The sequence below is a fragment of the Scytonema sp. NUACC21 genome, assembly GCF_054684315.1.
Genome location: NZ_BAAFZH010000106.1, coordinates 249,157 through 275,541, shown reverse-complemented (window position 1 = coordinate 275,541; position 26,385 = coordinate 249,157). Strand labels below are relative to the sequence as shown.

Annotated in this window: 20 protein-coding genes and 3 pseudogenes; 4 read left to right on the top strand and 19 right to left on the bottom strand. The window is 41.7% G+C overall.

Features of this window, described 5'->3' with window-relative positions; all coding sequences use genetic code 11:
* Positions 1–169: 169 nt before the first annotated feature.
* The 8 genes and pseudogenes from ACYRY3_RS38985 to ACYRY3_RS38950 form a co-directional block, all read right to left on the bottom strand.
* Positions 170–2,137, bottom strand: a complete 1,968-nt coding sequence (locus tag ACYRY3_RS38985; protein ID WP_460207111.1) for a hybrid sensor histidine kinase/response regulator — start codon at positions 2,135–2,137, stop codon at positions 170–172.
* Positions 2,138–2,668: 531 nt separating this feature from the next.
* Entirely contained in the window at positions 2,669–3,109 is a 441-nt protein-coding gene (locus tag ACYRY3_RS38980) for a response regulator (RefSeq protein WP_460207109.1), read from the bottom strand.
* A gap of 337 nt (positions 3,110–3,446) precedes the next feature.
* Positions 3,447–3,824, bottom strand: a complete 378-nt coding sequence (locus ACYRY3_RS38975; protein ID WP_460207107.1) for a response regulator — start codon at positions 3,822–3,824, stop codon at positions 3,447–3,449.
* Positions 3,821–3,982, bottom strand: a pseudogene (locus ACYRY3_RS38970) (ATP-binding protein); the annotation flags it as partial. The pseudogene ACYRY3_RS38970 and the gene ACYRY3_RS38975, both read right to left, overlap by 4 nt.
* A 180-nt stretch (positions 3,983–4,162) precedes the next feature.
* Entirely contained in the window at positions 4,163–6,034 is a 1,872-nt protein-coding gene (locus ACYRY3_RS38965) for a response regulator (RefSeq protein ID WP_460207105.1), read from the bottom strand.
* 158 nt (positions 6,035–6,192) lie between these two features.
* The gene (locus ACYRY3_RS38960; protein WP_460207103.1) at positions 6,193–6,615 is read right to left on the bottom strand and encodes a response regulator; all 423 of its coding nucleotides are present in this window, start codon (positions 6,613–6,615) and stop codon (positions 6,193–6,195) included.
* A gap of 407 nt (positions 6,616–7,022) precedes the next feature.
* Entirely contained in the window at positions 7,023–8,057 is a 1,035-nt protein-coding gene (egtD, locus tag ACYRY3_RS38955) for an L-histidine N(alpha)-methyltransferase (protein WP_460207101.1), read from the bottom strand.
* Positions 8,058–8,276: 219 nt separating this feature from the next.
* Entirely contained in the window at positions 8,277–9,842 is a 1,566-nt protein-coding gene (locus ACYRY3_RS38950) for an MFS transporter (protein WP_460207099.1), read from the bottom strand.
* Between the two features lie 456 nt (positions 9,843–10,298).
* Between ACYRY3_RS38950 and ACYRY3_RS38945 the strand changes: the two genes are divergently transcribed.
* A complete protein-coding gene (locus ACYRY3_RS38945; RefSeq protein ID WP_460207194.1) occupies positions 10,299–12,344 on the top strand; it encodes an acylase in 2,046 nt (681 codons plus the stop codon).
* A gap of 139 nt (positions 12,345–12,483) precedes the next feature.
* Here the strand turns inward: ACYRY3_RS38945 and ACYRY3_RS38940 are convergent, their stop codons facing one another.
* The 8 genes from ACYRY3_RS38940 to ACYRY3_RS38905 form a co-directional block, all read right to left on the bottom strand.
* Positions 12,484–13,245, bottom strand: coding sequence for a thioesterase II family protein (locus ACYRY3_RS38940; protein WP_460207097.1), 762 nt, complete (start codon positions 13,243–13,245; stop codon positions 12,484–12,486).
* Between the two features lie 170 nt (positions 13,246–13,415).
* Positions 13,416–14,213, bottom strand: a complete 798-nt coding sequence (locus ACYRY3_RS38935) for an ABC transporter permease (RefSeq protein ID WP_460207096.1) — start codon at positions 14,211–14,213, stop codon at positions 13,416–13,418.
* Positions 14,203–14,913, bottom strand: a complete 711-nt coding sequence (locus ACYRY3_RS38930) for an ABC transporter ATP-binding protein (protein ID WP_460207094.1) — start codon at positions 14,911–14,913, stop codon at positions 14,203–14,205. The genes ACYRY3_RS38935 and ACYRY3_RS38930 overlap by 11 nt, the downstream gene beginning before the upstream one ends.
* Before the next feature lie 320 nt (positions 14,914–15,233).
* The gene (locus ACYRY3_RS38925; protein ID WP_460207093.1) at positions 15,234–16,103 is read right to left on the bottom strand and encodes an oxidoreductase; all 870 of its coding nucleotides are present in this window, start codon (positions 16,101–16,103) and stop codon (positions 15,234–15,236) included.
* A gap of 27 nt (positions 16,104–16,130) precedes the next feature.
* Positions 16,131–16,355, bottom strand: coding sequence for an MbtH family protein (locus ACYRY3_RS38920; RefSeq protein ID WP_460207092.1), 225 nt, complete (start codon positions 16,353–16,355; stop codon positions 16,131–16,133).
* 63 nt (positions 16,356–16,418) lie between these two features.
* Positions 16,419–16,736: a hypothetical protein gene (locus tag ACYRY3_RS38915; protein ID WP_460207090.1), complete on the bottom strand. Its 318-nt coding sequence runs from the start codon at positions 16,734–16,736 to the stop codon at positions 16,419–16,421.
* A 142-nt stretch (positions 16,737–16,878) separates the two neighbouring features.
* A complete protein-coding gene (locus tag ACYRY3_RS38910; protein ID WP_460207089.1) occupies positions 16,879–18,237 on the bottom strand; it encodes an MATE family efflux transporter in 1,359 nt (452 codons plus the stop codon).
* Between the two features lie 166 nt (positions 18,238–18,403).
* On the bottom strand, positions 18,404–19,246 hold the full coding sequence (locus ACYRY3_RS38905; RefSeq protein WP_460207088.1) for an SDR family NAD(P)-dependent oxidoreductase: 843 nt from the start codon (positions 19,244–19,246) through the stop codon (positions 18,404–18,406).
* On the opposite strand from ACYRY3_RS38905, the pseudogene ACYRY3_RS38900 reads away from it, so the two are divergent.
* Positions 19,245–19,400: pseudogene (locus tag ACYRY3_RS38900) on the top strand (NAD(P)/FAD-dependent oxidoreductase); the annotation flags it as partial. The gene ACYRY3_RS38905 and the pseudogene ACYRY3_RS38900 sit on opposite strands and share 2 nt — an antisense overlap.
* A gap of 181 nt (positions 19,401–19,581) precedes the next feature.
* Here ACYRY3_RS38900 and ACYRY3_RS38895 read toward each other — a convergent pair.
* From ACYRY3_RS38895 to ACYRY3_RS38885, 3 genes and pseudogenes are all read right to left on the bottom strand, one after another.
* Positions 19,582–19,740, bottom strand: a complete 159-nt coding sequence (locus tag ACYRY3_RS38895; protein ID WP_460207086.1) for a DUF4351 domain-containing protein — start codon at positions 19,738–19,740, stop codon at positions 19,582–19,584.
* 23 nt (positions 19,741–19,763) lie between these two features.
* Complete coding sequence (locus tag ACYRY3_RS38890) at positions 19,764–20,363, bottom strand: hypothetical protein (protein WP_460207085.1); 600 nt, start codon at positions 20,361–20,363, stop codon at positions 19,764–19,766.
* 94 nt (positions 20,364–20,457) lie between these two features.
* Positions 20,458–20,631: pseudogene (locus ACYRY3_RS38885) on the bottom strand (Uma2 family endonuclease); the annotation flags it as partial.
* 198 nt (positions 20,632–20,829) lie between these two features.
* On the opposite strand from ACYRY3_RS38885, the gene ACYRY3_RS38880 reads away from it, so the two are divergent.
* Positions 20,830–21,111 carry an RNA recognition motif domain-containing protein gene (locus ACYRY3_RS38880; RefSeq protein ID WP_460207084.1) on the top strand — a complete coding sequence of 94 codons (282 nt, stop codon included), beginning with the start codon at positions 20,830–20,832 and terminating at the stop codon, positions 21,109–21,111.
* A gap of 394 nt (positions 21,112–21,505) precedes the next feature.
* Entirely contained in the window at positions 21,506–26,203 is a 4,698-nt protein-coding gene (locus tag ACYRY3_RS38875; protein WP_460207083.1) for an nSTAND1 domain-containing NTPase, read from the top strand.
* The last annotated feature ends 182 nt before the right edge of the window (positions 26,204–26,385 follow it).

Here is a 26,385-nt window from a genome sequence, read left to right as displayed (position 1 = left end):
TTGAATTCCACATTAACAAAAGTATAAATTAAATTCAAATGAAATTTTGGTATTTAACAAGAACTTCAAAATCCATCACTTGCTCAAGGGTTAAACTTTAATAAGCAGAATCGGTATGAACAGCCCCAACTTTGTAACAGGGCGGTTGGTGGTTAGTTGTTAGTAGGATTTATTTTAACAAACCACGGCTAGTTGGCGCACTCGCGATCTCTACAATAAAGCAAGTCTGGTTGCCAGCACTCTCAACCCGGATTGTTCCGTTCATTTTCTCAACCAGTTTTTTAACCAATGCTAGCCCTAAACCAGCACCGCCCTGTTTCCAGAAATCATAACCTGGAATGCGGTAAAACTTATCAAAAATGTGGGGGAGTTCTTCCGGGGCAATTTCTACTCCTGTATTGGTTACAACTAATTGCAAGCAGGATGACTGGTGCTTTGGCAAATCGGACACTTTGTCTGGAGTTGCTTTATCTTTTTTGACAGCAACTTCTATCGAAATCTTCTCACCAGGAGGAGTATATTTACGGGCATTGTTGAGTAATTCTGTGATAATATGACTCAAGCTAACCGAATCAATTTCTACGATCGCTAAGTCAGGTGCAAGAGAAACTTCAAAATTTTGCTGCTGGTTTTGAAATTGAGTTTCAAAGGGTTCAATGATATGCTCAACCCAACTTTGAAGGTGAATTTTTGTCAGTTGTTTGCTGTATGTTCCTGCTTCCAAGTGTTGCAAGCTTAATATGTCATCGATTAACTTTAATTCGCGATCGCATTCTTCCTGCAACAGAGTAAGATATTGAACAGCTTGAGTTTTCTGATGGGGTGTTAAAGCAATTTCTGTATTCCCATCATGTCCGCGAGCTTTTAGACCTGTCAATAACTCAATCATCATTTTCATATTGGCAATGGGAGAGCGCAATTCATGGGTAATGGTGTTGAGAAAATCGTCTTTGAGTTGATTGAGTTTTTGAAGTTCTCTGACTTGGGCAAGGGAGTTTTCATAGAGACGGGCTTGGCGCAAGGCAATCCCACATTGATTCGCCACCTGTTGTACAAAATGGATTTCCATCTCACTGAAACTGAAATCGCTTTGTTTAAATAACCACAAGTTACCCAAAATCCCTGTTTCTTCTACCCGTTCATCAAAAATAGGACTGGCTAAAACAGCTGAGCGATTGCTTATTGGTGTCGGCTGAATTTGACAGAAGGCTAAGTAGGATTTCTGTTGTTGCAACTGGCTGTAAATTTCCGGTGCATTTGTCATCCATAGTCCCTGCTCTTGACTAACAGCTTCTTGTGACACAACGTATTGGTAATGGATGATTGAGGATTGATGATTCTCCTTTGGAGATAGGCTCTTATAAAGCACAGCATCACAACACTTAACTCCTAAAGCTATTGCCAGTTCTTCGACAGCACTTTGCAAGATTTGGTCTTGTTTGAGAGAATCCCGAACTTTATCAGAAATCCGTTTGAGTGTGGCTTCAAAGTTTAAGGATTGTTGTAATTCTAAAGTGCGTTGTTGTACCCGTTGTTCTAAATCAACATTCAGTTGCTGGATTTGGGCTTCGGCGCGTTGACGTTCTTTGATTTCCTGTTCTAAACGTTGATTTTGCTCAATCAGGAGTTGCTGCTGTTGTTGAATGAGTAATTGATTTTTAATTCTTGCCAAGACTTCTAACTCTTGGAATGGTTTAGTCATGTAGTCTTGACCCCCTACCTCAAAGGCTCGAATTTTATCTTTGATTTGATCGAGGGCACTAATAAAAATAATCGGAATTTGACTTGTTGATTCTAAAGCCCTCAATTCCTGGCAAACTTCATAACCATTCATTTCGGGCATATTAATGTCAAGCAAAATTAAATCAGGTGGTTCTCGCCCGACAGCTCGTAATGCCATTCTACCATTGAGGGATTTGCGAACGATATAACCCCGCGACTCTAGCATTTTAGCTAATAAACGTAGATTATCGGGGTTGTCATCTATCAGCAAAATTTTGGTTTGGGATGCAGGCTTAAGTAGCGTATTCATAAGAGTTTGTATTAGGGCTGAGTTAGGTTTGCGATCGCAATTGCTTAGATTGAGCGCTTCTGTGGTAAGAGATTCTGTAAGATTCAGTGTGTCTAATCCTTGCATTTTAAAATGTTAATTAGGAAATAAATGGTTGGTATAAAAAACCTAGCTGGAGAAGGTAGTCCTTGGTCATTTGTCATTAGTAAGCCTTAGCTTTCAATGAATTAGACGACTTTGAGGATGTTCCCCCAATCAATCGGAAGACTTACGGGGTTTTAAATGCGTTGCTTTAATAAGAATTGGTATATATAGCGATTAACCACTTCATGAGGTACATTCGGGCAAGCAAGAACGCTCACTCTATAAAATACGAGATGTCTCAGGTTGTACCTCACCTAGCTGAGATTTGCTATGTATACCAGCAGATTGAATTTATAAACAAAAAATAAAAAACTAATAAAGAAAAGAATGAAGTTAATAAATTTTAATTTTTTTAATTCAAATTAAAAAATATTAAGAATTGCAAGAAAAAGTATAAAGGATGAAGGATAAAGTATAAGGAATAAAAAACAGGTTAATAAATGGATACAAGTTCCTCAATTGATTGATGCAAGTAAAAGGTAACAGACTACTTCATACTTTATACTTCATCTTTTAGGTGGGGCTAACGTCGCACTTAGGTATATGTAGAGTAAAATCCCAACCTAGCAGTTTAGCAACCTGACCGGGAAGGGTAACTGGATCGAAGGGTTTGAGAATAACACCTACAACTTGGTACCGTCGAAGAATTTCTGTATCCAGCCACCGCGCCTTAGCACTTAGCAGCACTATAGGGATAGCTTGAGTTTCTAGATTATTTCTCAGTTGTGCCAAAAACATAAAACCATCCATACCGCCTATTGACCAATCGAGTAAAATCGCATCAGGATGAGCGAGGGCTGCCTTTTGCAAGCCTTGTAATGGAGAATCGGCGGTAACCACATTCCAAAGAGCTAAATCTTTGAGGCACAGCTCCACAATCTCTCGCACACTGATTTCATCATCAATAAGCAATATTGTTTTGGTGGCTATATTGACCTCCTTGACAATATTCATTCAATCAACTCCAAACTGAAAACAACGCAACTGTGACAACTCGGTCAGCTCTTTCAAGCTGGCAAGCATCGATATTTCTTGTCTATGAAATAAAGAATTTTGATTTGTATACTTGAAAGGTAAATTGCAAAAATAAAAAACTAATAAAGAAATTGGTTGTGTTACAAAAATTAAAAATTAAGTAGTATGACACAAATTAAAGTTAACTCATGAGGGTCGTCCTTAGTTCTTTGTCATTGGTCATTCTTAGGGATTTCGGATAGATTTACAAGGCAAGTATCCATCTATCAACCTATTTTCTACCCTTTATCCTTCATCCTTTATCCTTTATCCTTTTTCAGTCTTTCCAACCAAGAATCTCAGCAACTTGTTCTGAAATCGTAGTTGGTTCAAAGGGTTTGACGATAGTTCCTTTAACTCCCATTTGAGCAAATCGAGCGCGATCCCCTGGTTGGACTTTCGCGGTTAACAGAATCACTGGGATAGATTGGGTTGCTGAATTGGCTTGAAGTTGCTCGTACACTGCAAAGCCATCCATTTCAGGCATAGACACATCAAGCAAAATCGCATCTATGGGTTGTGTCTGGGCAATTTTTAACCCTTCGGTTCCGGATGCTGCCGTTAGAGTGTCCCATCCTCCCAAGTCTGACAAACAAATTTGTACTAGTTCGCGAATTCGTTCTTCGTCATCCACAATTAACACTTGTCTAGTCATATTATCTCCTTTGGCGGCAATGGCAAAGTGAAGAAAAAGGTACTACCTACGCCAAGAGTACTCTCAGCCCAGATTTTCCCGCCGTGCTTTTCGATAATACTACGGCAGATAGCTAATCCCAAACCCGTGCCGCCTTTCGAGGAAGAATCTGAATTGTGTTTTTGATAAGGTTTCTGGTCTTATATGAACCGTATTGGGGTAAATGGCAGTTGATAGCCATAGGCTCGTGCTTGTATGCACCCTTCGGCTAAAGCCAAGGGAGTCATCAAAAGGACTACTATATAAAAAAAGCACCAAGAGTGTGGCAACTCCGTAGGGTAATAATTGCGGATAACACCTCATAATTCTTGAGCTTTCCTTGGACCTGCCTGCCAGCGCATCCGCACTCGCTCAATCCGGCTGAGTACCCGTGTAACGAGTTCCGGACCTAGCACTGGCTTGGTGATAAAATCATCGGCTCCCGCTGCAAAAGCTTGCTGAAGGGATTGAGCATCAGTATGGGCTGTTACTACCAAAACAGGTAAATTGCCCCACTGGGCATCCTGCCGGACTACTCGACACAAATCTAACCCATTCACTATCGGCATATCTAAATCTAGCACTACTAAATCTGGAGATGTCGCTATCAGCACTTCCCAAAATTGCTGTGGTTCGGTCAAAGTTGTTACCTCCAGCCCCCAAGGGGTTAGCAATGCCGATAAGAAAGCGAGTATGACAGAGTCATCATCTACAATTAAAACCTTAGCTTCTGAATTTTGGGCTTGGGGTAAGACACGAGCCAGCGTTTGAAAAATCTGTTGAGTTGTTGTAGGCTTATGCAAAAATTGTCTTGCACCCAAACGTGACACTGCTAATCGATCGGCAAGACTGTCTCGCGCAGTAAAAACGATAATCGGCAGATTTGGCGATCGCTCTACCAGTTCCCGCAGCAGTGTTAATCCATCTTCTTCTGTGCCGGGAAAGCTCAAATCCAGTAAAACTGCGTCAGGACTTCCTAAGGCAAAGCGCGAGCGAGCAGTTGTCAAATCGGGAGCAATTTTCATGCGGATTCCCCAAGAGTCTGCTTCTGCCAGCAACTGTTCTGTCAGCATAGCATCATCATCAATCACCAGCACGCGATGAGTTTGGCGCAGAGGGGCTGCTTGGGCAGTGACAGTCACGGGCGGTTTTGTTAACTCTTGTTGCAATGCCGACACCAGTTGGGAAAACTGGCAAATTACTTCATCTGTCAGGGTGCGATCCTGTATCAATAAATGCTCTACTGTCCGTGCTAGTCTAGAACCTTCTGAATACCCGAAAGATCCCATCGATCCTGCAAGCTTGTGAGCTTCATGCAATGCCAGCTGCCGTAACTCCTCACTGCAATTTCCTGCCAACAGAGCAGTTTTTGCTTGCTCCAGCAGCGCAACTTGTTGACCAAAGGAATTGCGAAATCGTTCTAAGACTCGATTAACAGAGGCTAAATCTTTGGTGCTGGGTAGTTTTTTGGTATCCTCCTTGTCTAAAACTGTTGGATGAGCCGCAACAGAATGCTCTGGAACAGGCTTTAACCGATAACCAATACCATAAACTGTCTCAAAAATGTCTTCTGTCAGACCGCCTGCTTTCAGTTTCTTTCGTACATCTTTGATATGAGTCGTCACTGCATTTTCAATCGGTGCATCATCAAATCCCCAAAGCTCATCTAGAATCGTCCTACGGCTAAAGATGCGTTGGGGGTTTTGCAAAAATAATTCCAGCAATTTGTATTCTGTTGCCGTCAGTGGAATGTCTTGCTCATGATAAGTGACTTTGCCTCTTATTTGGTCTAAACAGAGATTTCCCCAGCTTAACTTAGATAGTGAAAGCATCCCACTCCGGCGTAACAAAGACCGAATTCTTGCCAGTAATGCTTCCGGGCTATAGGGCTTGACGACGTAGTCATCTGCTCCGGCGTCTAACCCCGCCACAATATCTGCATTGCAGTTCTTCGCGCTTAACAAAAGAATCGGTTTGTGGTAGCCTTGAAATCTTAATTGCCTACATAGGGTAATACCATCCAGTTTTGGAATTAGCCAGTCCAGTAAAATCAAGTCATATTTAGCCGACATTGCCCGGTCTAGCCCTGTTTGTCCATCATTTACCAAGTCAACAATATAAGAATTAACACTCAGTAATTCTGCCAATGTCGTACTGAGTGCTGTGTCATCTTCTATCAATAAAATTTTCATAAACTATGCTCAAAAGAAGATGCTGATGACACAAAGGTTCGCTACCATATTGCATTATCACCTTCCCGGTCAAGCTGCTGTGCGATCTACATATATCGTTACAATTTTGAGTTGTTCATTTCTCAGACACCGTCAAAGTGTTGATTAACGAAGCGATTTTAAACGCAAAGGGGACAAGTGCCGTACAACGCAACTAGAGCAAGATTTGAAGTGACTGTAATTAACTCTTCCGGATCGAAGGGTTTCATTAAATGGGAATTGTATCCTGCTTTCAAAGCAAGATTGCGTGCCTCCTCAGTTGCCATTGCCGTCAAAGCTATGGCTGGAATTTGTCTTATTTGTCCGGGAAAATTTCTAATTTTACGAATGAGGGCATAACCATCCTCAATGGGCATGGCTATATCGCTGATAAGAATATTGGGTTTGTAGTGCTTAATTTCTTCTAATGCAATTTGGGCTGAGGTAGCTAAAAACACTTGAGTATTGTACTCTTCAAAAGTGAATTTTACCAATTCTAAGGTGTCGGTGTTGTCATCTACTACCAACACCCGCAAACCGTCTAGGACTTGTACGTTTTCCATACCCCTAAACACTTCTTAAATATTTTGATAAACGACTAAAGCCACAGTGTTCTGCATATATTGCTTCTACAAAATTCCAACTCCAACTACAATGACTCCTTTCAATACGATCGATATAATTTTTTATCCAACTGGTTTTAACTGGTTCATATTAAACTCTATCTTTGTGGCGAAACTTATCTACCAATAGAACGATTCAAATAATTTTGTAAAATTTCTTAATATAAGTTTAATAATTCTTATTATAATAACATCTTGTAGATTGTCCATCCTTGTGTTATGAGATAAGCATCCCTGCCCGTTTTATCACAAAAACACCCCTCTCCACTTGTCCTGGAAGGGACAGGGGTGTATTGCATCATTTTTGCAGTTAAAGTGGTATGGGATGACCGACGCTACTACTTAATTTATACTTGCAGTTGACACAAGATTAATCCAAACCATTTATTTTTGTCAGTCCAAACTTTTTGGGGTACCAAGCCTTTTGCTTTCAGTTCTTGCTGGATAGTGTTAAGGTCAAATTTGCGGGAAATTTCCGTGAGAATTGTTTCGCCCTGTTCAAAAGAGACTGTGAGATTTAGGGCGTGTAATTGGACGGTTTGCGATCGCAAACTGCGTAAGTGCATTTCAATTTGATTTTCAGTCACATTATAAAAAGCCGAGTGTTCAAATTGTGTTGTATCAAAATTACCTTCAAACAGCCGATTGAGATGTTCGAGCATATTCAGGTTAAATGCTGCTGTGACACCTTGGCGATCGTTATAAGCAGCTTCTAACAAATGTTTTGGCTTTTGTAAATCTACACCCAGTAAGAAATACTCTCCTACTTGAAGAGCATCAATGATTTGAGAGAAGAACACATTGCATTCCTGAGGATTCAAATTACCCAATGTGCTGCCCATAAAACAAATCATTCTGGTAGGTAATTGAGTTGGTTCGAGTTGTACCAACGCTAATTCATAAGTTCCAGCTAGGGCATGAACTTTCAGAGTTGGATAATCTTCCAGCAGATGTAGGGCACTGCTTTCCAACATTCCTGCACTGACATCAATCGGTACGTAGCGCAGAGGATAACCCATACGATTGTAGGCATTAAGTAGAATACGGGTTTTGGTAGAACTGCCACTACCTAGTTCTACCAGTTGACACGAATGAGTTATCTGGGCAATTTCGCCAGCGCACTGTTGTAAAATTGCTGCTTCTGTTCGCGTTACATAATATTCTGGTAACTCACAAATCTGTTCAAATAGCTCAGAACCACGGTCATCGTAGAAGTAACGAGGGGGCAAAGATTTTGTTTTTTGAGTTAGTCCCTTGACGACATCACTCCCAGCACTAGAAGAAACAACCAAGGTTGGTTCTTGTAAACGCTGTATTTGCAAGCGTTGTGCAATATTGCTGTTGGAAGTTACTTTACTGCTAGGAGTTTGAGATATTGACATTCGTCCTCCGTTAACTTAGGCTATTGGGCTCTCTCCACTAAATTTGTTGAGAGTTAGGTATTAACAAAATTTAAGCAGAAAGCCCGACCTTTCTATCTCTTAAGGGATAAAGAAATTGCGATTTAATTAAGTGGACAGAATCAACAGAACTGTCTCACGAAAGATAAATATTTCTGCAATCCCTACAAATGACGAATGACAAAGGACTAAGGACAGTCTTTATTCCTTGTGCGAATTCTCAACCAACAGCGCTGCCATTGCTGCACTCAGCCACGCCAGTCCAGCACAAATTATCATGACTAGGCGAAAAGTATCAACTAACGCTAGTTTGACTGCTGTTTCTACTGCATCCATATTTTCCGGTGCCAATCCCACAATTGGGGATATGTGACCGAGTTGTCTTGCTTGGGATTGCAACAGAAGCCGTGCTGCTTTGGAGAGGTGAATGTAGGCAGTGTGCTCTTGTAACGCGCCTGCAAAAGTTGACAGCGCTATTGAACCAATAATAGCGATCGCCAGTACCCCAGCTGTACGGGAAACAGCATTATTAATTCCCGATGCAGTTCCCGCATACTGTGCCGTCACAGAACCCATCACTGCGTTTGTTAGTGGTGCAACGGTAATTGCCATGCCCAGCCCAAAGACCAGAATTCCAGGAAAGAATGTCGTCCAGTATTCGGAAGCGCCATGAGTAAGCCCGACAAATGCCATCAGCAGAAATCCCAGCCCAGCCAGCGAAGGACCCACAATCAGTGGTAAACGGGAACCGTAGCGGTCTGCTAGCTGACCCGCCCAAGGGGACAGCCCACTCAGTAGCAGAGCAAAGGGCATATCTGCCAATCCGGCTATAGATTGGCTGTAGCCTTGGGCCTGCACTAGGTTTAGACATAAAAAGAAAGTGCCTACACTCAATGCACCATACAAGAACAATGTCAATAGGTTAGTACCGCTGAAAGTCCGCGACTTGAAAAGGGACAGGGGCATCATTGGGTGGGCAGAACGGGCTTCGACGATCGCATAAGATACCAATGCAATAGCACCACTAATGAGTGTAAGGTAAATACGCGGGTTGCCAAATCCAAAGTCGTATAGAGAAATAAAACCGTAGGTCAGCCCTGCCAATCCCAGGGTGGCTAGAATTGCACCTGGGTAATCTATTTTGACAGAAGCTTCTTCGTTACGGCTTTCCGGAACTTTCAAGCACAGGATGAGGAGCGCGATCGTTCCTATGGGTACGTTAATGAGGAACACCCCGCGCCAATATCCGGCATCCGCCAACAACCCCCCCAGTACAGGACCAGCAACTGTCACTATTGTGGTTGCGGCTGACCATGTTCCAATAGCCGAACCACGGTGTTCTGGCTGAAAGTAGGCGGTGATGATCGCAAGGCTGCCTGGAATCATCATCGCACCTCCAATGCCCTGCAAGATTCGCGCTGAAATTAAAAATTTGGTCGTTGGGGAGAACCCACAAGCCACTGAGGCCAGTATAAACAGGCAAATGCCGATGGCAAACACCTTTTTGCGCCCTAGTTTATCACCCAAAGAACCACCTACTAGGATAAGTGCGGCGAGCATGAGCAGGTAGGAGTTGACAATCCACAGGAGTTGTATACCGCTTGCTCCAAGGTTTTCCTGCAATGCAGGGAGGGCGACGTTAAGCGCCGAGGCATCAATAAAAGCCATGCTTGAGGCAAGAATTGTTGATAGTAACACCCAGTGCCCTACCTTGTCTTGCACGGAACCAGATGTATTTTCCTGCTGAACCAGGTTTGCTTCGACCATGACTGCTTGTGTTTATGTAGCGAAAATTACAATTCATTTTAATGTACGAACTTTGTGTATGGGGAGCGAGGAGAGGCTATTTTTGAAGAGAGAAAGCGTGTTTTCCATTTTCTCCAAACCCGAACACTTTCCAACTGTTACAAAAAGTGAGTATTTTGTACAGATGAACTAACAGCAATTTCCTTGATATTTGGAGATTGCTTGGTCGTGCAGCTTTTTGCGATCGCACAACTTCAAATATTATAAATAATCTTTGATGTGGTTGGAATGGGCTCAATCGGGAACAGCTATTTGACAAAGGCATAGCTTATTGCATATTATTATCAACTGTTAAAACCCATTAATTATGCCAGTAGGGTCAAGTTGTTTAGTCAAAAACGAATATTACTTTTTCAAAAACGCATACACCAGGCGTTCAGGGTGTTTACATCAAGGTCAACGTGGATTTTCCTGTTGATAATTAGTTTTATTGTTACTTTGGCTGTTGGCAACTATGTTCCAGCACAAGTGACAAAATCCACTGAAATACTTTGGGACACCTACGGTATTCCCCATATCTATGGCAAGGATATCCCCAGTGCCTTTAAAGCCTTTGGCTGGGCACAAATGCAGAGTCACGGTAACCTACTTTTGCGTCTGTACGGTCAAGCACGGGGACGTGCTGCTGAATACTGGGGAGAAGAATATTTAGACTCTGACCGTTGGGTACTGACTGTGGGAGTCCCCGAACGCGCTCGTTCTTGGTACAAAGTACAGAATACTCCCTTTCGTCAATATCTTGATAGTTTTGCCGATGGAATCAATGCTTATGCGAAGGAGCATGGTGACAAGATTGACGACAAGGTCAAGGCTGTACTTCCCGTGAAGGGGGAGGATGTGTTGGCTCATTTACACCGGGTACTGCATTTCACTTTTGTGGTTAACCCAGAGGTGGTTGCAGGGCTAGGACCACAAGAGCAAAAAGCAGGGTCTAATGGTTGGGCGATCGCACCATCAAGGTCTGATAGTGGCAAAGCCATGCTACTGGCAAATCCACACTTGCCGTGGTCAGATTTATTTTTATGGTATGAAGCTCAAATAACGGCTCCCGGTATTGATGCCTATGGAGCATCACTAGTGGGAATTCCAGTGTTGAATATAGCATTCAACGACAATTTAGGCTGGACTCACACCGTCAACACTCATGATGGCTGGGACGCATACGAACTCAAACTGGTTGATAATGGATACCAATTTGATGGCAAAACCCGTGCTTTTGAGGCAGAAAATCTGACCTTGAAGGTCAAGCAAAAAGACGGCACACTCAGAACACAAAGATTATTAGTAAAACGTTCTGTTCACGGACCTGTGGTGTCCGAGAAAGACGGTAAAGCAATAGCGTTGCGAGTTGTGGGTCTTGACAAACCCGGTGCCTTGGAGGAGTGGTGGGATATGGCACGCGCTCAAAACTTCAAGCAATTTGAAAATGTACTCCAACGCCAGCAACTCCCGATGTTCACGGTTATGTACGCCGATAGAGACGGGCGCATCATGCACCTATTTAATGGTGATGTTCCGATTCGGCAAAAGGGTGATTTTGAATACTGGCAAGGCATTATCCCTGGTGATACCTCAAGTACATTATGGACGAAAATTCATCCTTACCAGGATTTACCGCGTATCGTTGACCCACCCAGTGGTTGGTTGCAAAATGCCAACGACCCACCCTGGACAACCACATTTCCATCTGCTATCAAACCAGACAAGTATCCGCCCTATATGGCACCGCGTTTCATGGATTTTCGGGCACAGCGTTCTGCAAGAATGCTGGCAGAGGATGAGAAAATCTCTTTCAATGAAATGGTGGAATACAAGCACTCAACCCGTATGGAATTGGCAGACCGTATCTTAGATGACTTAATTCCTGCTGCCAGAAATCAGGGAAGCGAATTAGCACGGCAAGCTGCTGATGTGTTAGAAGCCTGGAATAAGCAAGCTAATGCGGATAGTAAGGGTGCAGTACTATTTGCCGCTTGGGTTCAAGAGATGGACTTAGAGAAAGCGTTTAGTATTCCTTGGAGTGAAGACTCACCACGCACGACTCCTGATGGTTTAGCCGATCCCAAAGACGCGATCGCAAAACTGGTAACTGCGGCTGCTAAAGTTCAGAAGGGATACGGGTCTCTAGATGTACCTTGGGGAGACGTTTTCCGACTGCGGTACGGCAATGTGGATTTGCCTGCCAATGGTGGTGATGGCGATCTGGGTATTTTCCGTGTCCTCACGTTTATTCCTGGGTCAGATCGACGCTTCCAACCATTCCAGGGTGATTCCTACGTCGCTGCAATTGAATTTTCTAACCCAGTGCGGGCAATGGCACTGACCAGCTACGGTAATGCAACTCAACCAGGCTCGCCCCATGTTGGGGATCAATTGCAGCTGTTTGCAAATAAACAACTGCATCCGGTTTGGCGCACACGTCAGGATATTCAGGCTCATTTAGAAGAGCGTAAGGTATTTTGAGCGTGAGAACCCGGTTTTTGGCAACCGGGTTTCTCGTCCTATTTCATGTTAATTGGAACACATATTAAGAGGGCGAACGGTTGTTCGCCCCTACATTTTTGTGATATCCGTTCAAAAGCACTATCAGTATATCGAAAATCTAAAATTTCAAATTTAAAATAAGCTTGGCTAGGCTTTCCAGCAAGAGCGACTGCGCTGAATTAATAAAAAAGTGGTCACCGGGAAACATTTGCAATGAAAAACTCGAATTTGTTTGCTCCCGCCATCCTTCCAGCTCTTCACGATTAGCTTCTGAGTCTTCCAAACCACCAAAAACAGCTATGGGATAGCTAAGTGGTGGTTCCTGAGTATAAACATAGGTTTCCAAAACTTCAAAATCTGCCCGTATGATGGGAACAAGTATTTCCATCAATTCAGCGTTTTCAAGCACGGCTTTGGGAGTCCCATTGAGAAGACGCAATTCTTCTTTAAACTCTGGTTCGTCCAGAGCGTGTATGGGTGGTTTTTTATCAGGGGTTTGAGGAGCGCGACGACCGGAGATAAATAGCTGTACTGGTTCTATACCGTACTCTTTTCGTAGTAAACGAGCAAGCTCAAAGCTAATAAGCCCACCCATACTATGACCGAAAAAGGCAAATGGTTTGTCTAAATGGGGTTTAAGAGCTTGAGCTAGAGTCTCAACCAAAGGAACCAGTCGAGTAAAGGGAGCCAGCTTCATTTGGGCTCCCCGTCCGGGAAGTTCCACAGGGCAAACTTCTACAGTTGAGGGTAGACTGTCTGACCATTTGCGAAAAACCAGAGAGCTACCACCTGCATAGGGGAAGCAAAACAGACGTAAGTTCGCCTGAGGGTTGGGCTTGGGAAACGTAACGAAGGAGTTAAAAGTTGATGTAGGAATCATAACTTCTCATTCTAGGCTACCTCTGACCGTTAGCCAAGTATTTTACTCGTGAGAGTTGTGCTTTGTCTTTTGTCATTAGTCACTCGTCATTTGTCGCACAAAGAACCAAGGGCAAATAATAAATAATGACGTTCATAACGAAAAGATCTGCAATGTGTCAAGCTATTTGCTTAATTGACTTTTCGTGGAATCTCTGCAAGCTGATGTTGCTGATTAAAAAAAGCTAGAAAAGCTAGAATTACGACACCTATGGTGGCGATCGCAGTTCCCGAGGTTTGAGTAAAAATAATAATAATTTGGTAGCGCACAGCGTCAGTCGGGTTTGCGCCTGCCAAAATTTGTCCGGTCATCATCCCTGGTAGGCTAACTAAACCCATTACCATCATAGAGTTTATAGTGGGAATCATACCCGTTCTTAAAGCTTCTTTTACTGACTGATGTGCTGCTTCCCAACGGGTAGCTCCTAAAGCCAATAATGCCTCTATTTGCTCTCTTTTAGTAGTCAAATCCTCTAGAAAGCGGTCTAAAGCCAAGGACGTACCGGTGAGGGCATTACCCAAAACCATGCCCAACATGGGAATCTGATATTGTGGGTCGTACCAAGGTGCAACGCGAATAATGCCATTCACTGTTAAACCCGTAACCAAAAATGAAGCGCTTAACAGAGAAACAAAATTGCTCCAATAAATACCTATAAATCGTCTGCGGGTACGGTTGACACTAGAAAAACCTGCAATTACAGTCATGGCAAGAGCGACAATTAGCACCAATACCGGGTTGCGAAGAGTAAACACCCACTGCAATACATATCCCACCAGCAATAACTGCACTACCATTCGCAGCGACGCCATCAAAAGGCTTTGGGCTAGTCCCAAACGCAAGGCATAGGAAAGACCGATATTAATAAAAACAAAAAAAGCCGCCAAAGCGAGTTGTCCATAGCTAATAGAGATATAACTAGTTTCCATCCGTTCTCCCATTTAAAGTAATTTGGCGGGTTGTTAATCTCTGCAACTGATTTGGGTCATGACTGGTCCAAAGATAAGCTCGTTGTGGGTCATCATTAAGCCAAGCTGCAACCAAAGCTTCTAAACTATTGGCAGTTGACCCATCTAAAGAAGCAGTTGGCTCATCAAGTAATAGCACGCTCGGCGAAAGTTGCAAAGCTCGTAAAAATGCCACAATTTGACCCTCACCTCCAGAAATAGCACTAACTGGACGCCGCAAAAAATCAGCATCACGACCTAAAAGATGCAAATATTCTAGAATTAGCTGGCGGTTATAAACTTTATGGCGGTGAGTTGCTAAACGATACACTTGCTGAAGGTTTTCTTCGACAGTTCCTTCCCAAAGGGCTGGTCGCTGATGCAAGTAAATAATTTGAGAACGGTAGTGGGGTATAAAGTGAGAATTGATTGATTTTCCCCCAAAAATAATTTGCCCTGTTTGTACTGTATCAAGACCAGCTAATGCACGCAGCAGCAAGCTTTTACCGGAACCCGAAGCACCTAACACCGCGACTCGTTCACCTGAATATAATTCAAAACTCAAATCCCGCCACAGCCAACGATTTTGGATTTGGCGTCCTAAGCCTTGTACTGATAAAATTGGGCTATTAAAAGCTTGTTTTTTTGTATCATTATGGCTGCTGCTCAATTGATTTTTCATAGCTAGCTGCTTGCTTGTAATCTTTAAGGTTATTCTCTGTCATTCGTCAACAGTCATTTGTAAGGGCTATAGCGATTTTTACATTCCTTAACATAACAACATAACTGCTTTTATTTCCGCTGACCTACTTATCAAACATTAGGATTTAATTTTATGGCTATTTTTATAGCTTTTATTTAGAATGTTTTAACAATGTTTTCATATAAAAAACTGGTGCAGATACATTCAACATCCACACCAATATCCCGATTGTTAGTTACTTTTTCTGATAGCCTTTCCCAATCAAGTGAGGTACGTTGGTAAGGGCTCTAACTACTAACTCAGGTTTTACCCACTACAACTTCTTCAAACGCAGTATTCACAGAGACTTCCTTCCAAGTATCTAGTTCTGCTTTGATAAACTCTAATGCAGCATCAATAATATTTACTGCATCCGCTCCCAGCACTAATCTCAGTGGTGGGCGATCGCTGTTAACTGCTTGAATCATTGCCAAAGCTGCTTTTTTCGGGTCACCTAGACCCCTGCTATCAGCGGAGAGCGCTCTCTGGTGTAGGTGAGCAATCAATGCCTGATAGTCCTCAATTTGGGTGTCAGTTAAGACGTAAGAATGTGTGAAAAAATTTGTACGAAGCCCGCCTGGTTCAACTATTGTAACTTTGATACCGAATGGTGCGACTTCATTGGCTAGCGAACCGGACAGTCCTTCTAGTGCAAGTTTGCTACTGCAATAAATACCTCCACCAGCACCGTTCACAAAGCAAGCTATTGATGAAACATTAAGGATGTGCCCACTTCTTTGTTGTCGCATATGAGGTAGTACTGCCCGAAGGGTTTCTATGACCCCAAAAAAGTTTGTTTCAAACTGATGGCGAATTGCTCGATCGCTGATTTCTTCGATTGCTCCCGCAACTTCATATGCGGCATTATTAACAAGTACATCAATGCGCCCAAAGTTAGCAATGGTCTGTTTTACTGCTTCCCGCACCTCTTCGGGTTTTGTGACATCAAGTTGCACCGCTAAAGCTCGATCTGGAAAGCTTGCTGCTAAATCTTCTACCTGCTGTGGATTCCGTGCTGTTAGCACCACTATCTCGTTCTGCTCAAGCAATGTTTCAGCCAATGCTCGACCTAAGCCCCTGGAACTACCAGTGATGAACCATACTCTGGGCTGAGAAACAGACTTAACCATAAAAATTCTCCATTTTAATGAACGTTACTATGTGTTGCCAGCTGTTTCCTGCATCTTTTGCCGGAGACTGAGCGGTCTCATGTCAGTCCACACTTCTTTGATGTAATCCAGACACTCTTGCTTCAGACCACTTTTTCCAACATCTTTCCAACCTAGAGGGTTTTCGCGCTCAGATGGCCAAATGGAATACTGTTCTTCGTGATTAACTACCACTTTGTAGATTGTGGTGTCTTCTTTGTCTTCTTGATACATAATTTGCCTCTCGATATTTATTACTTATTGTCTTACACTTCAGTATTAAGAATTACTTTTGTTTTAACTGTTCGATGCCTGTACTTGTACAGCTTCATAAACCGGAATTTCAAATTCAAGGGTCTTGTGACAAAACTCTTTCCACTCAGGTGTAACATTGTTAAAAGTGGTATTTTTATCCTTGAAAATACCATCTGTAACTAAGTAGTTCTCTTGCAAATATAAAAAATAATCATCCATCAAAATCCTCTTGACTTCAACTTCTTTACCATCGACTTTTTGCTTTTCTGTCCTCGTATTTTCAGAATTCTCACTCCATTGAGAAAACAGACGTAATTTTTTGATTGGATATGCTTTACAGTATTTTCCCATTGTTGCCATACTATCACCTCTTGTATGATGTCTGAATAATGAATTGTCATTTATGAGATTAAAAATAAATTTTTACTTAGCAACTTTCCAAAATAAATCAATCTATAAAAAATATAATTTTACTTTAAATTGTATTTAGGCTTTTATACTTTTACGATATTGAGCGAAAACTCTTAAATTCTAAAAAAGTTAATAAAAATACAACTAACATAAATAAAATATCTGCATAAATTATTCCATAATATATACCATTTAATCCTAAAAGTTTTGAAAAAAGTAGTACTAATGGTACATTGAAAACCAGACTTTTCAATAAAATTACTATTAAAACAACTTGACCTTTTCCTATAGATTGAAAAAGTGTATTACTGAAGAAGGCTAAAGGCCATATTGGTATTAATATATTAAGAATTCTAAAATTTAGAATATCATAGTTTGTAAAATTAACGTTCGGTAGAATTAATCCTAAAAACATCCTCGGGGATATCTGTAGAGGTAGCCACATTAAAATTAATAAAATAGTTCCAAAGATGGCAAAAGTCAAGTATGCTGCCTTAAGTCTGCTATAATTTTGTGCTCCGTAATTCATTCCAATGATAGGTTGTAATGCTTGTGCTGCACCAGTGATGGGAATAAATGCAAATGAACTAACTTTTAATGCTGCTCCAAAGAAAGCAATATCATTATTTGTTCCATAATAAGAAATCAAATTAAAAATAAAAAAATATTGAATTAATAACATAACTGGATAAAATAATGCAGATATTCCTACTGATAAGATTCCGGGTAGTAAATCTGTTGCTATAGCTAATTTTTTAGGATTAACTGGGATAGAACTTTTACCAGCTAGGAAATAAACTAAGTTGACAATACTATAAACAACCATTCCAATAACTGTAGCAAGGGCAATTCCATATGTTCCCCAATGAAAGACAACAATAAATATGTAATTTAATAAGATATTAACAATGACAAAAACACAGCCAAATATGGTAGCCAATCTCATTTTCCCTTCTGATTTAATAACTTCGCTACAAGCTTGCGCTAGTATCAAAAATACCGAACCTAAAATATAAGTCTTAAAATATGCAGCACCAGCTAAGGCTACTTCACCGCTTCCTCCCATGAATAAAATTAATTCTTCACCAAATATATAACCAATAATTGTGATAAAAAAGGAGATTAAAACACTTAGGACGGTTAAGTTACCAAATATTTTAGACTGAGTTGTGATATCTCCAGAACCAATAGCTCGACTCAGAACAGAAGCAGAGCCTACACCAACTAAGAAAGCAAATCCATTTACTACATTTGTAAGTGGTAGGGCAAGTGAGATACCTGCTAAAGCCGTTTCACCAATAAACCGTCCTGCAAATAAACTATCAAGAAAAGTGTTCAAGCTAAGCATAAGTATTCCCAAAGTACTGGGAATTGATAACTTAAACATCAGTTTAATGAGATTGCCTTTAAGGATTTCATTTGTGACCTGAGATGGTTTTTGTGAAGTCATTTTTTAGTTTTCGGCTCACTACTATTTACTCAAACTTGACCAAGTGACTAACACGATCTTGCTTCACTAGTTTTAACTTTGTTGAATGCATGCATTACCTCAACATAAACTTCAACTCTGACTTCACAGCCATCTCTTATACTCCTATTTTGCCCTGCAAAAAATATTAATCAAATCCCTTTTGTTTCCGCAGATTTTCAAAAAAATTGTCATAAAAATACTGGTGCGGCACTAATCTTTTATACAAAGCATTTAGCCTAAGTTCCCACATTGAATGGGCGACAAAGTATTGTCTTTTAGGTTTGCGGGCTTCCAGCGCCTCTAAAATCACATTTGTTACCTTTTCAGGTGATAAACCCGTGCTGCGATTTCCTTTTACTGCGCCTTCCATATATATTCTGTAATTCTTACCATATATAGCTTTAGCTTCGGGTGACATTTTAGATAATGTTTCCTGATAACCAGCTTCTATCTTGTCAGCCTGTTCTGGGGTTATTATTCCCCCTGGTAAGATTGAAAGAACCTCAATTCCGCTAGAACGCAATTCCATCCGTAAAGAATCTGTAATTGACTCAAGGGCAAATTTTGAAGCAGATAAGAGTCCTCTATAGGGTAAAGCCAATCTGCCACAAATCGCACTGATATTGATAATGCGACCTTTGGCTTTTCTTATCGATGGTAAGAATGCTTGCGTGACCGCTATTTGACCGATAACATTGACTTCAAAATTCCATCTGACGTCATCTATCGCTACACACTCTAATGGTCCATCTACTGCTGCAACTGCATTATTAATTAGTGCAAATAATCCTTCATCTCCAAGCGCTAGTGAGACAAATTCTGACGCGGATTTAATTTGTTCTGCTTTTGTAACGTCGATGATAATGGGTGTTAAATTACCAGATGCAGCCTGTTTTAGCGACTCACCGTCTTTTTCTGTGCGGACTCCTGCAAAAACTTGATACCCTTGCTTGGTAAGTTTAAGCGCGGTTGCTCGACCGAGACCCATCTACTTCTTAATCGAGTTTGACACTAAATTGCTAGTAGTATTCCAGTGGGCGTGGAATTATATCACTCGCAATCGTCGCTCTAGATTGATTACAGGTAAAGAAGCATATGTAGAGGCAAAAACTGTTAATAATATCACCCAAGTTGCTAACTAGGTTAGCTCATATCTTGCACCATCAACTCCCAAGTGAAAATCAAAACCCAAAAAGCTTGTAGTTTCGTAGGTGGGCACTGCCCACCACCCCCTCCCACAAAGAAGGTGCAAGATGTCACTTAATATCAACCTTGATTTTGTGCTAACCAAGCTTTTAAATCAGCCAAACTATTAAAATCGAGTCAAGCTTCTGCTAAATTGTCCAACCGTGTTGAGGTTAAAGCTTGAATTTTCAATAGCTGTGTAGGTGGAACAGTTCCAACCTTACGACGAAGTTGTCGCATAACAATCGATAACGCTTTTTCTTGCTGAATGTCCTGATAAATTACAGACTCGCGCATAACATCACTCCGTTTCTAACCCCTCAACCTTCTCGCACCATCCAAACTAGAAAGCCCAAAATCTGGTCAACTGGAGGTAGTGCATAATCCATTAAATCGATGGTCACCGTTGACTCCTCCAATTTCAAAAAGCGCCATTGGGTTCCATTGCTAAGAGCTCCATATATCGTGGGAATATTCACCTGATTTGCTTTATTGAATAATTGAGCCGCAATCATTTCGGCAATACATTGTCCCAAACCTTCATTCAGGTTATCCCGTTTTGCTTCCCCCACGATCGCAACAGGCGCTTCAATCTCTAGTTGTTCTGGAGAACGGCTGATTAGGTAATCGACATAACCACTTAACCCTTTGTCTACATCAACCGTAAAATCCCGACCAGAAAACAAACTGACTTGGTTATTGAGAATCCGTCTTACTTCTTGCAAAATTGGGTAAATAATTCCCTCAGACTTTGCCTTTTCCGAACCAACAGCAATCGCCCACGGTAAATCTTCCAGCACTGCTTGTAAGCGAGAACTAGGTGCGATCGCGTCAATCGGCGGTAGAAACCGTCCTGCTTCAACGGTGGTTAAACCAAACTCTTTCTTGACCTTCGCTAAGGTAAAACTGCTGTATGGCATAGTTAAATTGTTATGTCATGAGAACTCAAGGCAAATCCCGTTCTCCTGGTCTAAAACTTGCGCTGCGGTCAGTTTTAATTCAGGAAAAATAGCTGATAGGAACAAATTTGAGAAATCTTGATAATACGTAGAGGGAAATTAAGTTATTTTTATCACTTTCTGGTGGCATTTCCACTAATTCTCCATCTACTAGCTCATACTTGGTGTCTGTCCCATCGTCATAAGCAAGATATTCTTCTAGGGTGAGTTTTTTGGTTGCTGTGGTCATGGCGATCGCCCTTTCAAGCCCTGTTGTTAGAATGACTTCAGGTATGCATCTGAATTATAGCCAAGATTAGTTTAATCGATTGATTGATTAAGTATTCATTTTAAGAAGGCGATCGCTGTCTCTGTGATTGAATTAAAATTGTTTGATTGCTAGTTGACTTGTTTGAATGTGTATTTTTTACTTTAGTGGGAGAAAAATATGACAATCGGGGTTAACAATCTACCTTCACAAATTTCCGAGCAAGATTTAATAGACCTGTTTGCGGAATATGGTGATGTTCGTGAAATTAGAATTTTGTCTGAAGCAGAAGCAGAAGTAGATCTAGAAAATCAAGCTGACGAAAATAGTGCTATTGCAGCCCTTGATGGTCGAGAATTGTATGGAAACAAGCTTTCAGTTTCAGAGTTAGAAAAGGAAAGTAGTAGAGGTTTGAAAGAACAACGTCATGGGACTGGCGGTCAAAAACCAAAAGGCAAGTAGTCATCTTGGGTTTCTTTTGACAATTCCAAATATCTAACATCTAGTAAGGTGGGCAAGTAGGCACCATCGGTAAATTTGTGTGCCATAGCCCTACCTACTGACGGGTAGGGAGAAGGAATAGATTTTGGTAAAATACCGTGAAACGGAGGTTTGGTGCTATTGCCGTCATCAAACTTTACAATATCTTCACGAAATATTCACTTTTGCAGTGTATTAAAAAATAAGTATTTACAATTGCAAATACCAATTTCCCATTGCACCAACTCAACTGCATAAGCTGGAAATCCTGTCAATTAATGATGCATGAAATTATTAACTTGACCCCCTGATTTCTTGAAAATTCTTAATTGACTTTTAGAAAAAATAATTTATATTGGCTTCTTAAAAAGCATTTATGCAAAAAAAGCGTCTACAGTTTATAAGTAAATCAGTTGTTATTAACCTGGGAAGTGGTGATTTGAACAACGGATTTTCAAAAGTGACCGCTCAGTTATGGTCGGCAGGAAATCCCCTTCCACAGCAATTTATGGGCAGCTTACCTGCAGCACCGCATTTAATAGAATTGTATAGAGATTGGCAGTTAATTTATAAGAATCTCTGTAGTCGGCAATATTTACGTTCTCCAAATTACCTAGAAGAAGATGATGATGAACTCGAATTTGATGAGGGTGGGATAACCAACGTTTCGCAGATGAGTTTTGAGGAGTTGTGCCAAAAGATGCAACAGAGCATCAATGTTTGGCTGGAGTCTCCTGAATTCCTGAACATTTCCCATCAATTGCGATCGCAACTCGATCCAACTGAAGAAATACGAGTCATTGTTGAAACCAACGATAAAACACTCCAACGCATACCTTGGTATCGCTGGGACTTCTTCAATGACTATCCCAGAGCAGAAATGGCTTTGTCCAGACCCGAGTACAAACGCAGTGAAACATTGCAGCCAAAATCACCAAGGAGGGAAGTCCGAATATTGGCTGTAATGGGCAACAGCAAAGACCTCAATTTAGAGACAGAAATTGAGTCCCTTGGTAGGTTACCAGATGCAGAAGTTGTTTCTCTTGTCAATCCAACTCGTTCGCAATTAAACTCCCAGCTTTGGGATTATAGAGGTTGGGATATCCTGTTTTTCGCAGGGCACAGTCAAACCGAAGGTGAAACCGGCAGAATTTACATCAACGAAAATCCAATAAACAACAGCCTGACAGTTGAACAATTGGGAGAAGCCCTGAAAGCAGCAATTAATAATGGTTTGCAACTGGCAGTTTTTAACTCTTGTGATGGGTTGGGATTAGCATTGGCACTGGAAAAATTGAATATTCCCATAGTTATTGTTATGCGGGAACCAGTTCCAAATGGCGTAGCGGCAGAATTTTTTAAGTATTTTTTGCAAGGTTTCGCGCTTGAGCGACTACCTCTGTATCTTGCTGTTCAGCAAGCACGTCGGAGGTTACAAGGTTTGGAGGATGACTTTCCCGGTGCTTCTTGGTTACCGATGATTTGTCAAAACCCAGCCGTGGAACCACCCACTTGGTTAAAGTTAGGCGGAACTCCCCCTTGTCCCTACCGTGGTTTATTTGCTTTCGGTGAGGAAGACGCAGACTTATTCTTTGGCAGAGAACAGTTTACCAAGAATTTAGTAGCAGCGGTGAAAAGAAAGTCGCTGGTGGCTGTGGTGGGTTGTAGTGGCAGCGGTAAGTCTAGTGTAGTGTTTGCAGGATTGGTTCCGCAATTAAGGCGGGAGACTCTTGTTAATTGGCAAATAGTTTCATTTCGTCCGGGAAACAATCCCGTTGAAGCATTGGCAGCAGCATTTGCTTCTTTAACTCTAACCAGTCAAACAGCGAACAGTTACCTGCTGAATAGAGGGGGATTACAACTTACCAATAAAGAGAACTATCATTTGGTAGCGGGTTTAGACCTTATGATAGGCGATCGCCCCTCACCAGTCACTGACAACTCTCGTCGCTTATTGGAACTGGAACTAGAAGTTATCTTCAGAGAGGATGGCAAAGGTTTATACAAATTTATTGAAAAATTAGTACAGCAGCAGCCCGGAACTCGCCTGGTACTTATAGCTGACCAGTTTGAAGAATTGTATACTCTTTGCTCGGAAGAACAACGCCAGTATTTCTTAGATGCATTGTTGACAGCAGTGAAATTAGCTCCTGCCTTTACTTTGGTAATCACCCTACGGGCTGACTTTTACGGATATGCCCTATCTTACCGCCCGTTGAGCGATGCTTTGCAGGAAAGGGTTTTGAACCTTGGCCCCATGAGCCCAGAGGAATTGCGATCGGCTATTGAAGAACCCGCTGCCCAAATGCAGGTTAAACTGGAAAATGGCTTGACAAATAAACTCATACGTGGCTTAGAGGAGCAGCCGGGACGTTTACCATTGCTGGAGTTTGCCCTGACACAACTATGGTCAAAACAGAGCCAGGGATTGCTAACCCATCAAGGGTATGAGGAAATAGGTGGCGTAGAGGAAGCACTAGCTAACCACGCAGAAATTGTGTATGCCCAGTTAAATGAAGCAGATAGGACGAGGGCAAAGCGAGTGTTTGTGCAATTGGTGCGTTTGGGGGAAGACACAGAGGCTACCCGGAGGTTAGCAACTCGTGATGAGGTTCGCACATTAAACTGGGATTTGGTGACACATTTGGCATCACACCGCTTGGTAGTCACAAACTGCAATCAGTCCACAGGGGAAGAAACAGTAGAAATTGTGCATGAGGCACTGATAAAAAACTGGGGACGCTTGGAAGACTGGCTGCAAACTGACGGTGAGTTTCGCCGGTGGCAAGAGCACCTGCGGATGCTTATCCGTCAGTGGGAAAGTAGTAATAAAGATATAGGAACACTGTTGCGAGGAAAACCATTAAGTGACGCAGAATACTGGCAGCTGCAACGCCCAGAGGAATTGAGTTCTGCAGAGAAAAGTTTTATTCTGCTCTCATTAGAACAAAGGAAGCGAGAGATAAATCTGCAAAAGCGCAGGCGGCAAATAGCTTTCTTGGGGCTTTCGGGTGGCTTGGTATTGGCTTTGGGTTTGGCTGGGGTTGCTTGGTGGAACTGGCAGAATTCAGCCAAGAACGAAGTTGAAGCCCTCAGTAAATCTTCGCGAGGACTGTTTGCCTTGAATAATGGATTGGAATCGCTTGTAGAAGCAGTCAAAGCAGGGCAACAACTCCAAAAATTAGGTGTTGCTTCTTCAGAAACCCAAATGCTAGTTAAATCGACTTTGTGGCAAGCAGTTTACGAAATGCCAGAGCAAAATCGTTTACTAGGGCATAAAGCTAATGTCTACAGTGCCAGTTTCAGCCCTGATGGCAAGATGATAGCCTCTGCTAGCGAGGACAAAACTATCAAACTCTGGAGTCGTGATGGTCGCTTATTGAAAAGTATCATTGGGCATAGCAAAGAAGTTACAAGTGTGACATTTAGCCCTGATGGTAAAACCCTTGCCTCTAGTAGCGCAGACAAAACCATTAAGCTTTGGAATCTGGAGGGTCAGTTACTAAAAACCATCAATGGACATAGTGCGGCTGTAACAAGTGTGGCATTCAGTCCCGACGGCAAAACTCTTGCCTCTAGTAGCGAAGACAAAACCATTAAGCTTTGGAATCTGAATGGTCAGTTACTAAAAACCATTAATGGACATGGTGCGGCTGTAACAAGTGTGACGTTCAGCCCCAACGGCAAAACCCTTGCTTCTAGTAGTGAGGATAAAACTATCAAACTCTGGTATTTGGATGGTCGGTTACTGAGAACTCTCGTTGGTCACAATCGTGCTGTCATTAACGTTACATTTAGCCCTGATGGTAAAACTCTCGCTTCTGGGGGTAAAGACAGCAACATCAAAATCTGGAATTTGGATGATGGGAAATCCAAAACTTTGAGTGGGCATACCAGTCTTGTCTCAAGTTTGAGTTTTAGCCCTGACAGCAAAACCCTTGCATCTGCAAGTTGGGACAATACCATTAAACTTTGGAATCTAGATGGTAAAACGATTGGCACTTTTTATGGATATATCCAACGGTTCTTCAGCGTCGGTTTTAGTCCCGATGGGAAAACCATCGTTAGCGCTAGTGGCGATAATACTGTTAAACTTTGGTGTGTGCAATGTCAGGGGCTGAAATCCTTTAATAGACATAGAGGTTCCGTCAATAGTGTCACTGTCAGCCCCGATGGTACTATATTTGCCTCTGCTAGTGACGATAACACTATCCTATTCTGGAGTGTAGATGGTCGCTTACTGAAAACCCTCCGTGGACATAATGGTGCTGTAACAAACATTACATTCAGCCCAGATGGCAAAATTCTCGCATCTGCTAGTAAAGACAAGACTGTTAAACTTTGGAATCTCAATGGTCAGTTACTGCAAACCCTTAATGGGCATAGCGATGTTGTCTCTGGTGTGAGTTTCAGTCCTGACGGTAAAACAATTGCTTCTGGAAGTTTTGATAAAACTATCAAACTTTGGAGTTTGAATGGTCAGTTACTGCAGACTCTTAATGGGCATAACAGTGCGATCGCAAGCATCGCATTCAATCCTGACGGTAAAAGTGTTGCTTTTGCAAGTAAGGACAACAGCATTAAACTTTGGAGTTTAGAAACTCCGAAAATCAAAACTCTCGGTCACCACGAGTTGCCAGTTAGGAGCATCAGTTTTAGCCCTGATGGTAAAACCCTTGCTTCTGGAAGCGATGACCTCACAGTCAAGCTTTGGCAACTAGACAATCCCAAACCCAAAACCCTTGATGGTCATCTCGGTCCTGTCACAAGTGTCAGTTTCAGCCACAATGGCAAACTCCTTGCTGCTGCAAATTCATATACTATTAAGATTTGGAGTCTCGATAGTCAGCAAGAACTTTTCCAACTTGAGGAGTCGGGAGGTGATTCTATAAACAGCGTTAGTTTTACCGCAAATGACAATATGCTTGTTTCTGGTGATAATAAAAACCAACTTATTCTATGGAATTTAAATTTAGATGATTTACTAGTACGTGGTTGCAATTGGCTAAGTGATTATCTCAAAAATTCTAATGACAATGATAAACGCTATCTCTGTGACAACATGAAACGTTGACATTTTCATTCCAACTACACATTCAATAAATCTCTTTTTTCCTAGGTTACAAGCCTGGGTTAAAAACAATAAAGTCTGTATTAGACAAGCGTATCTAAAGCACACAAACGAGTTATAGAAAATAGAAAATGGTGCGTTAAAGAAATGTAACACACCAGAGATCAATGCTATAATGTTAAATT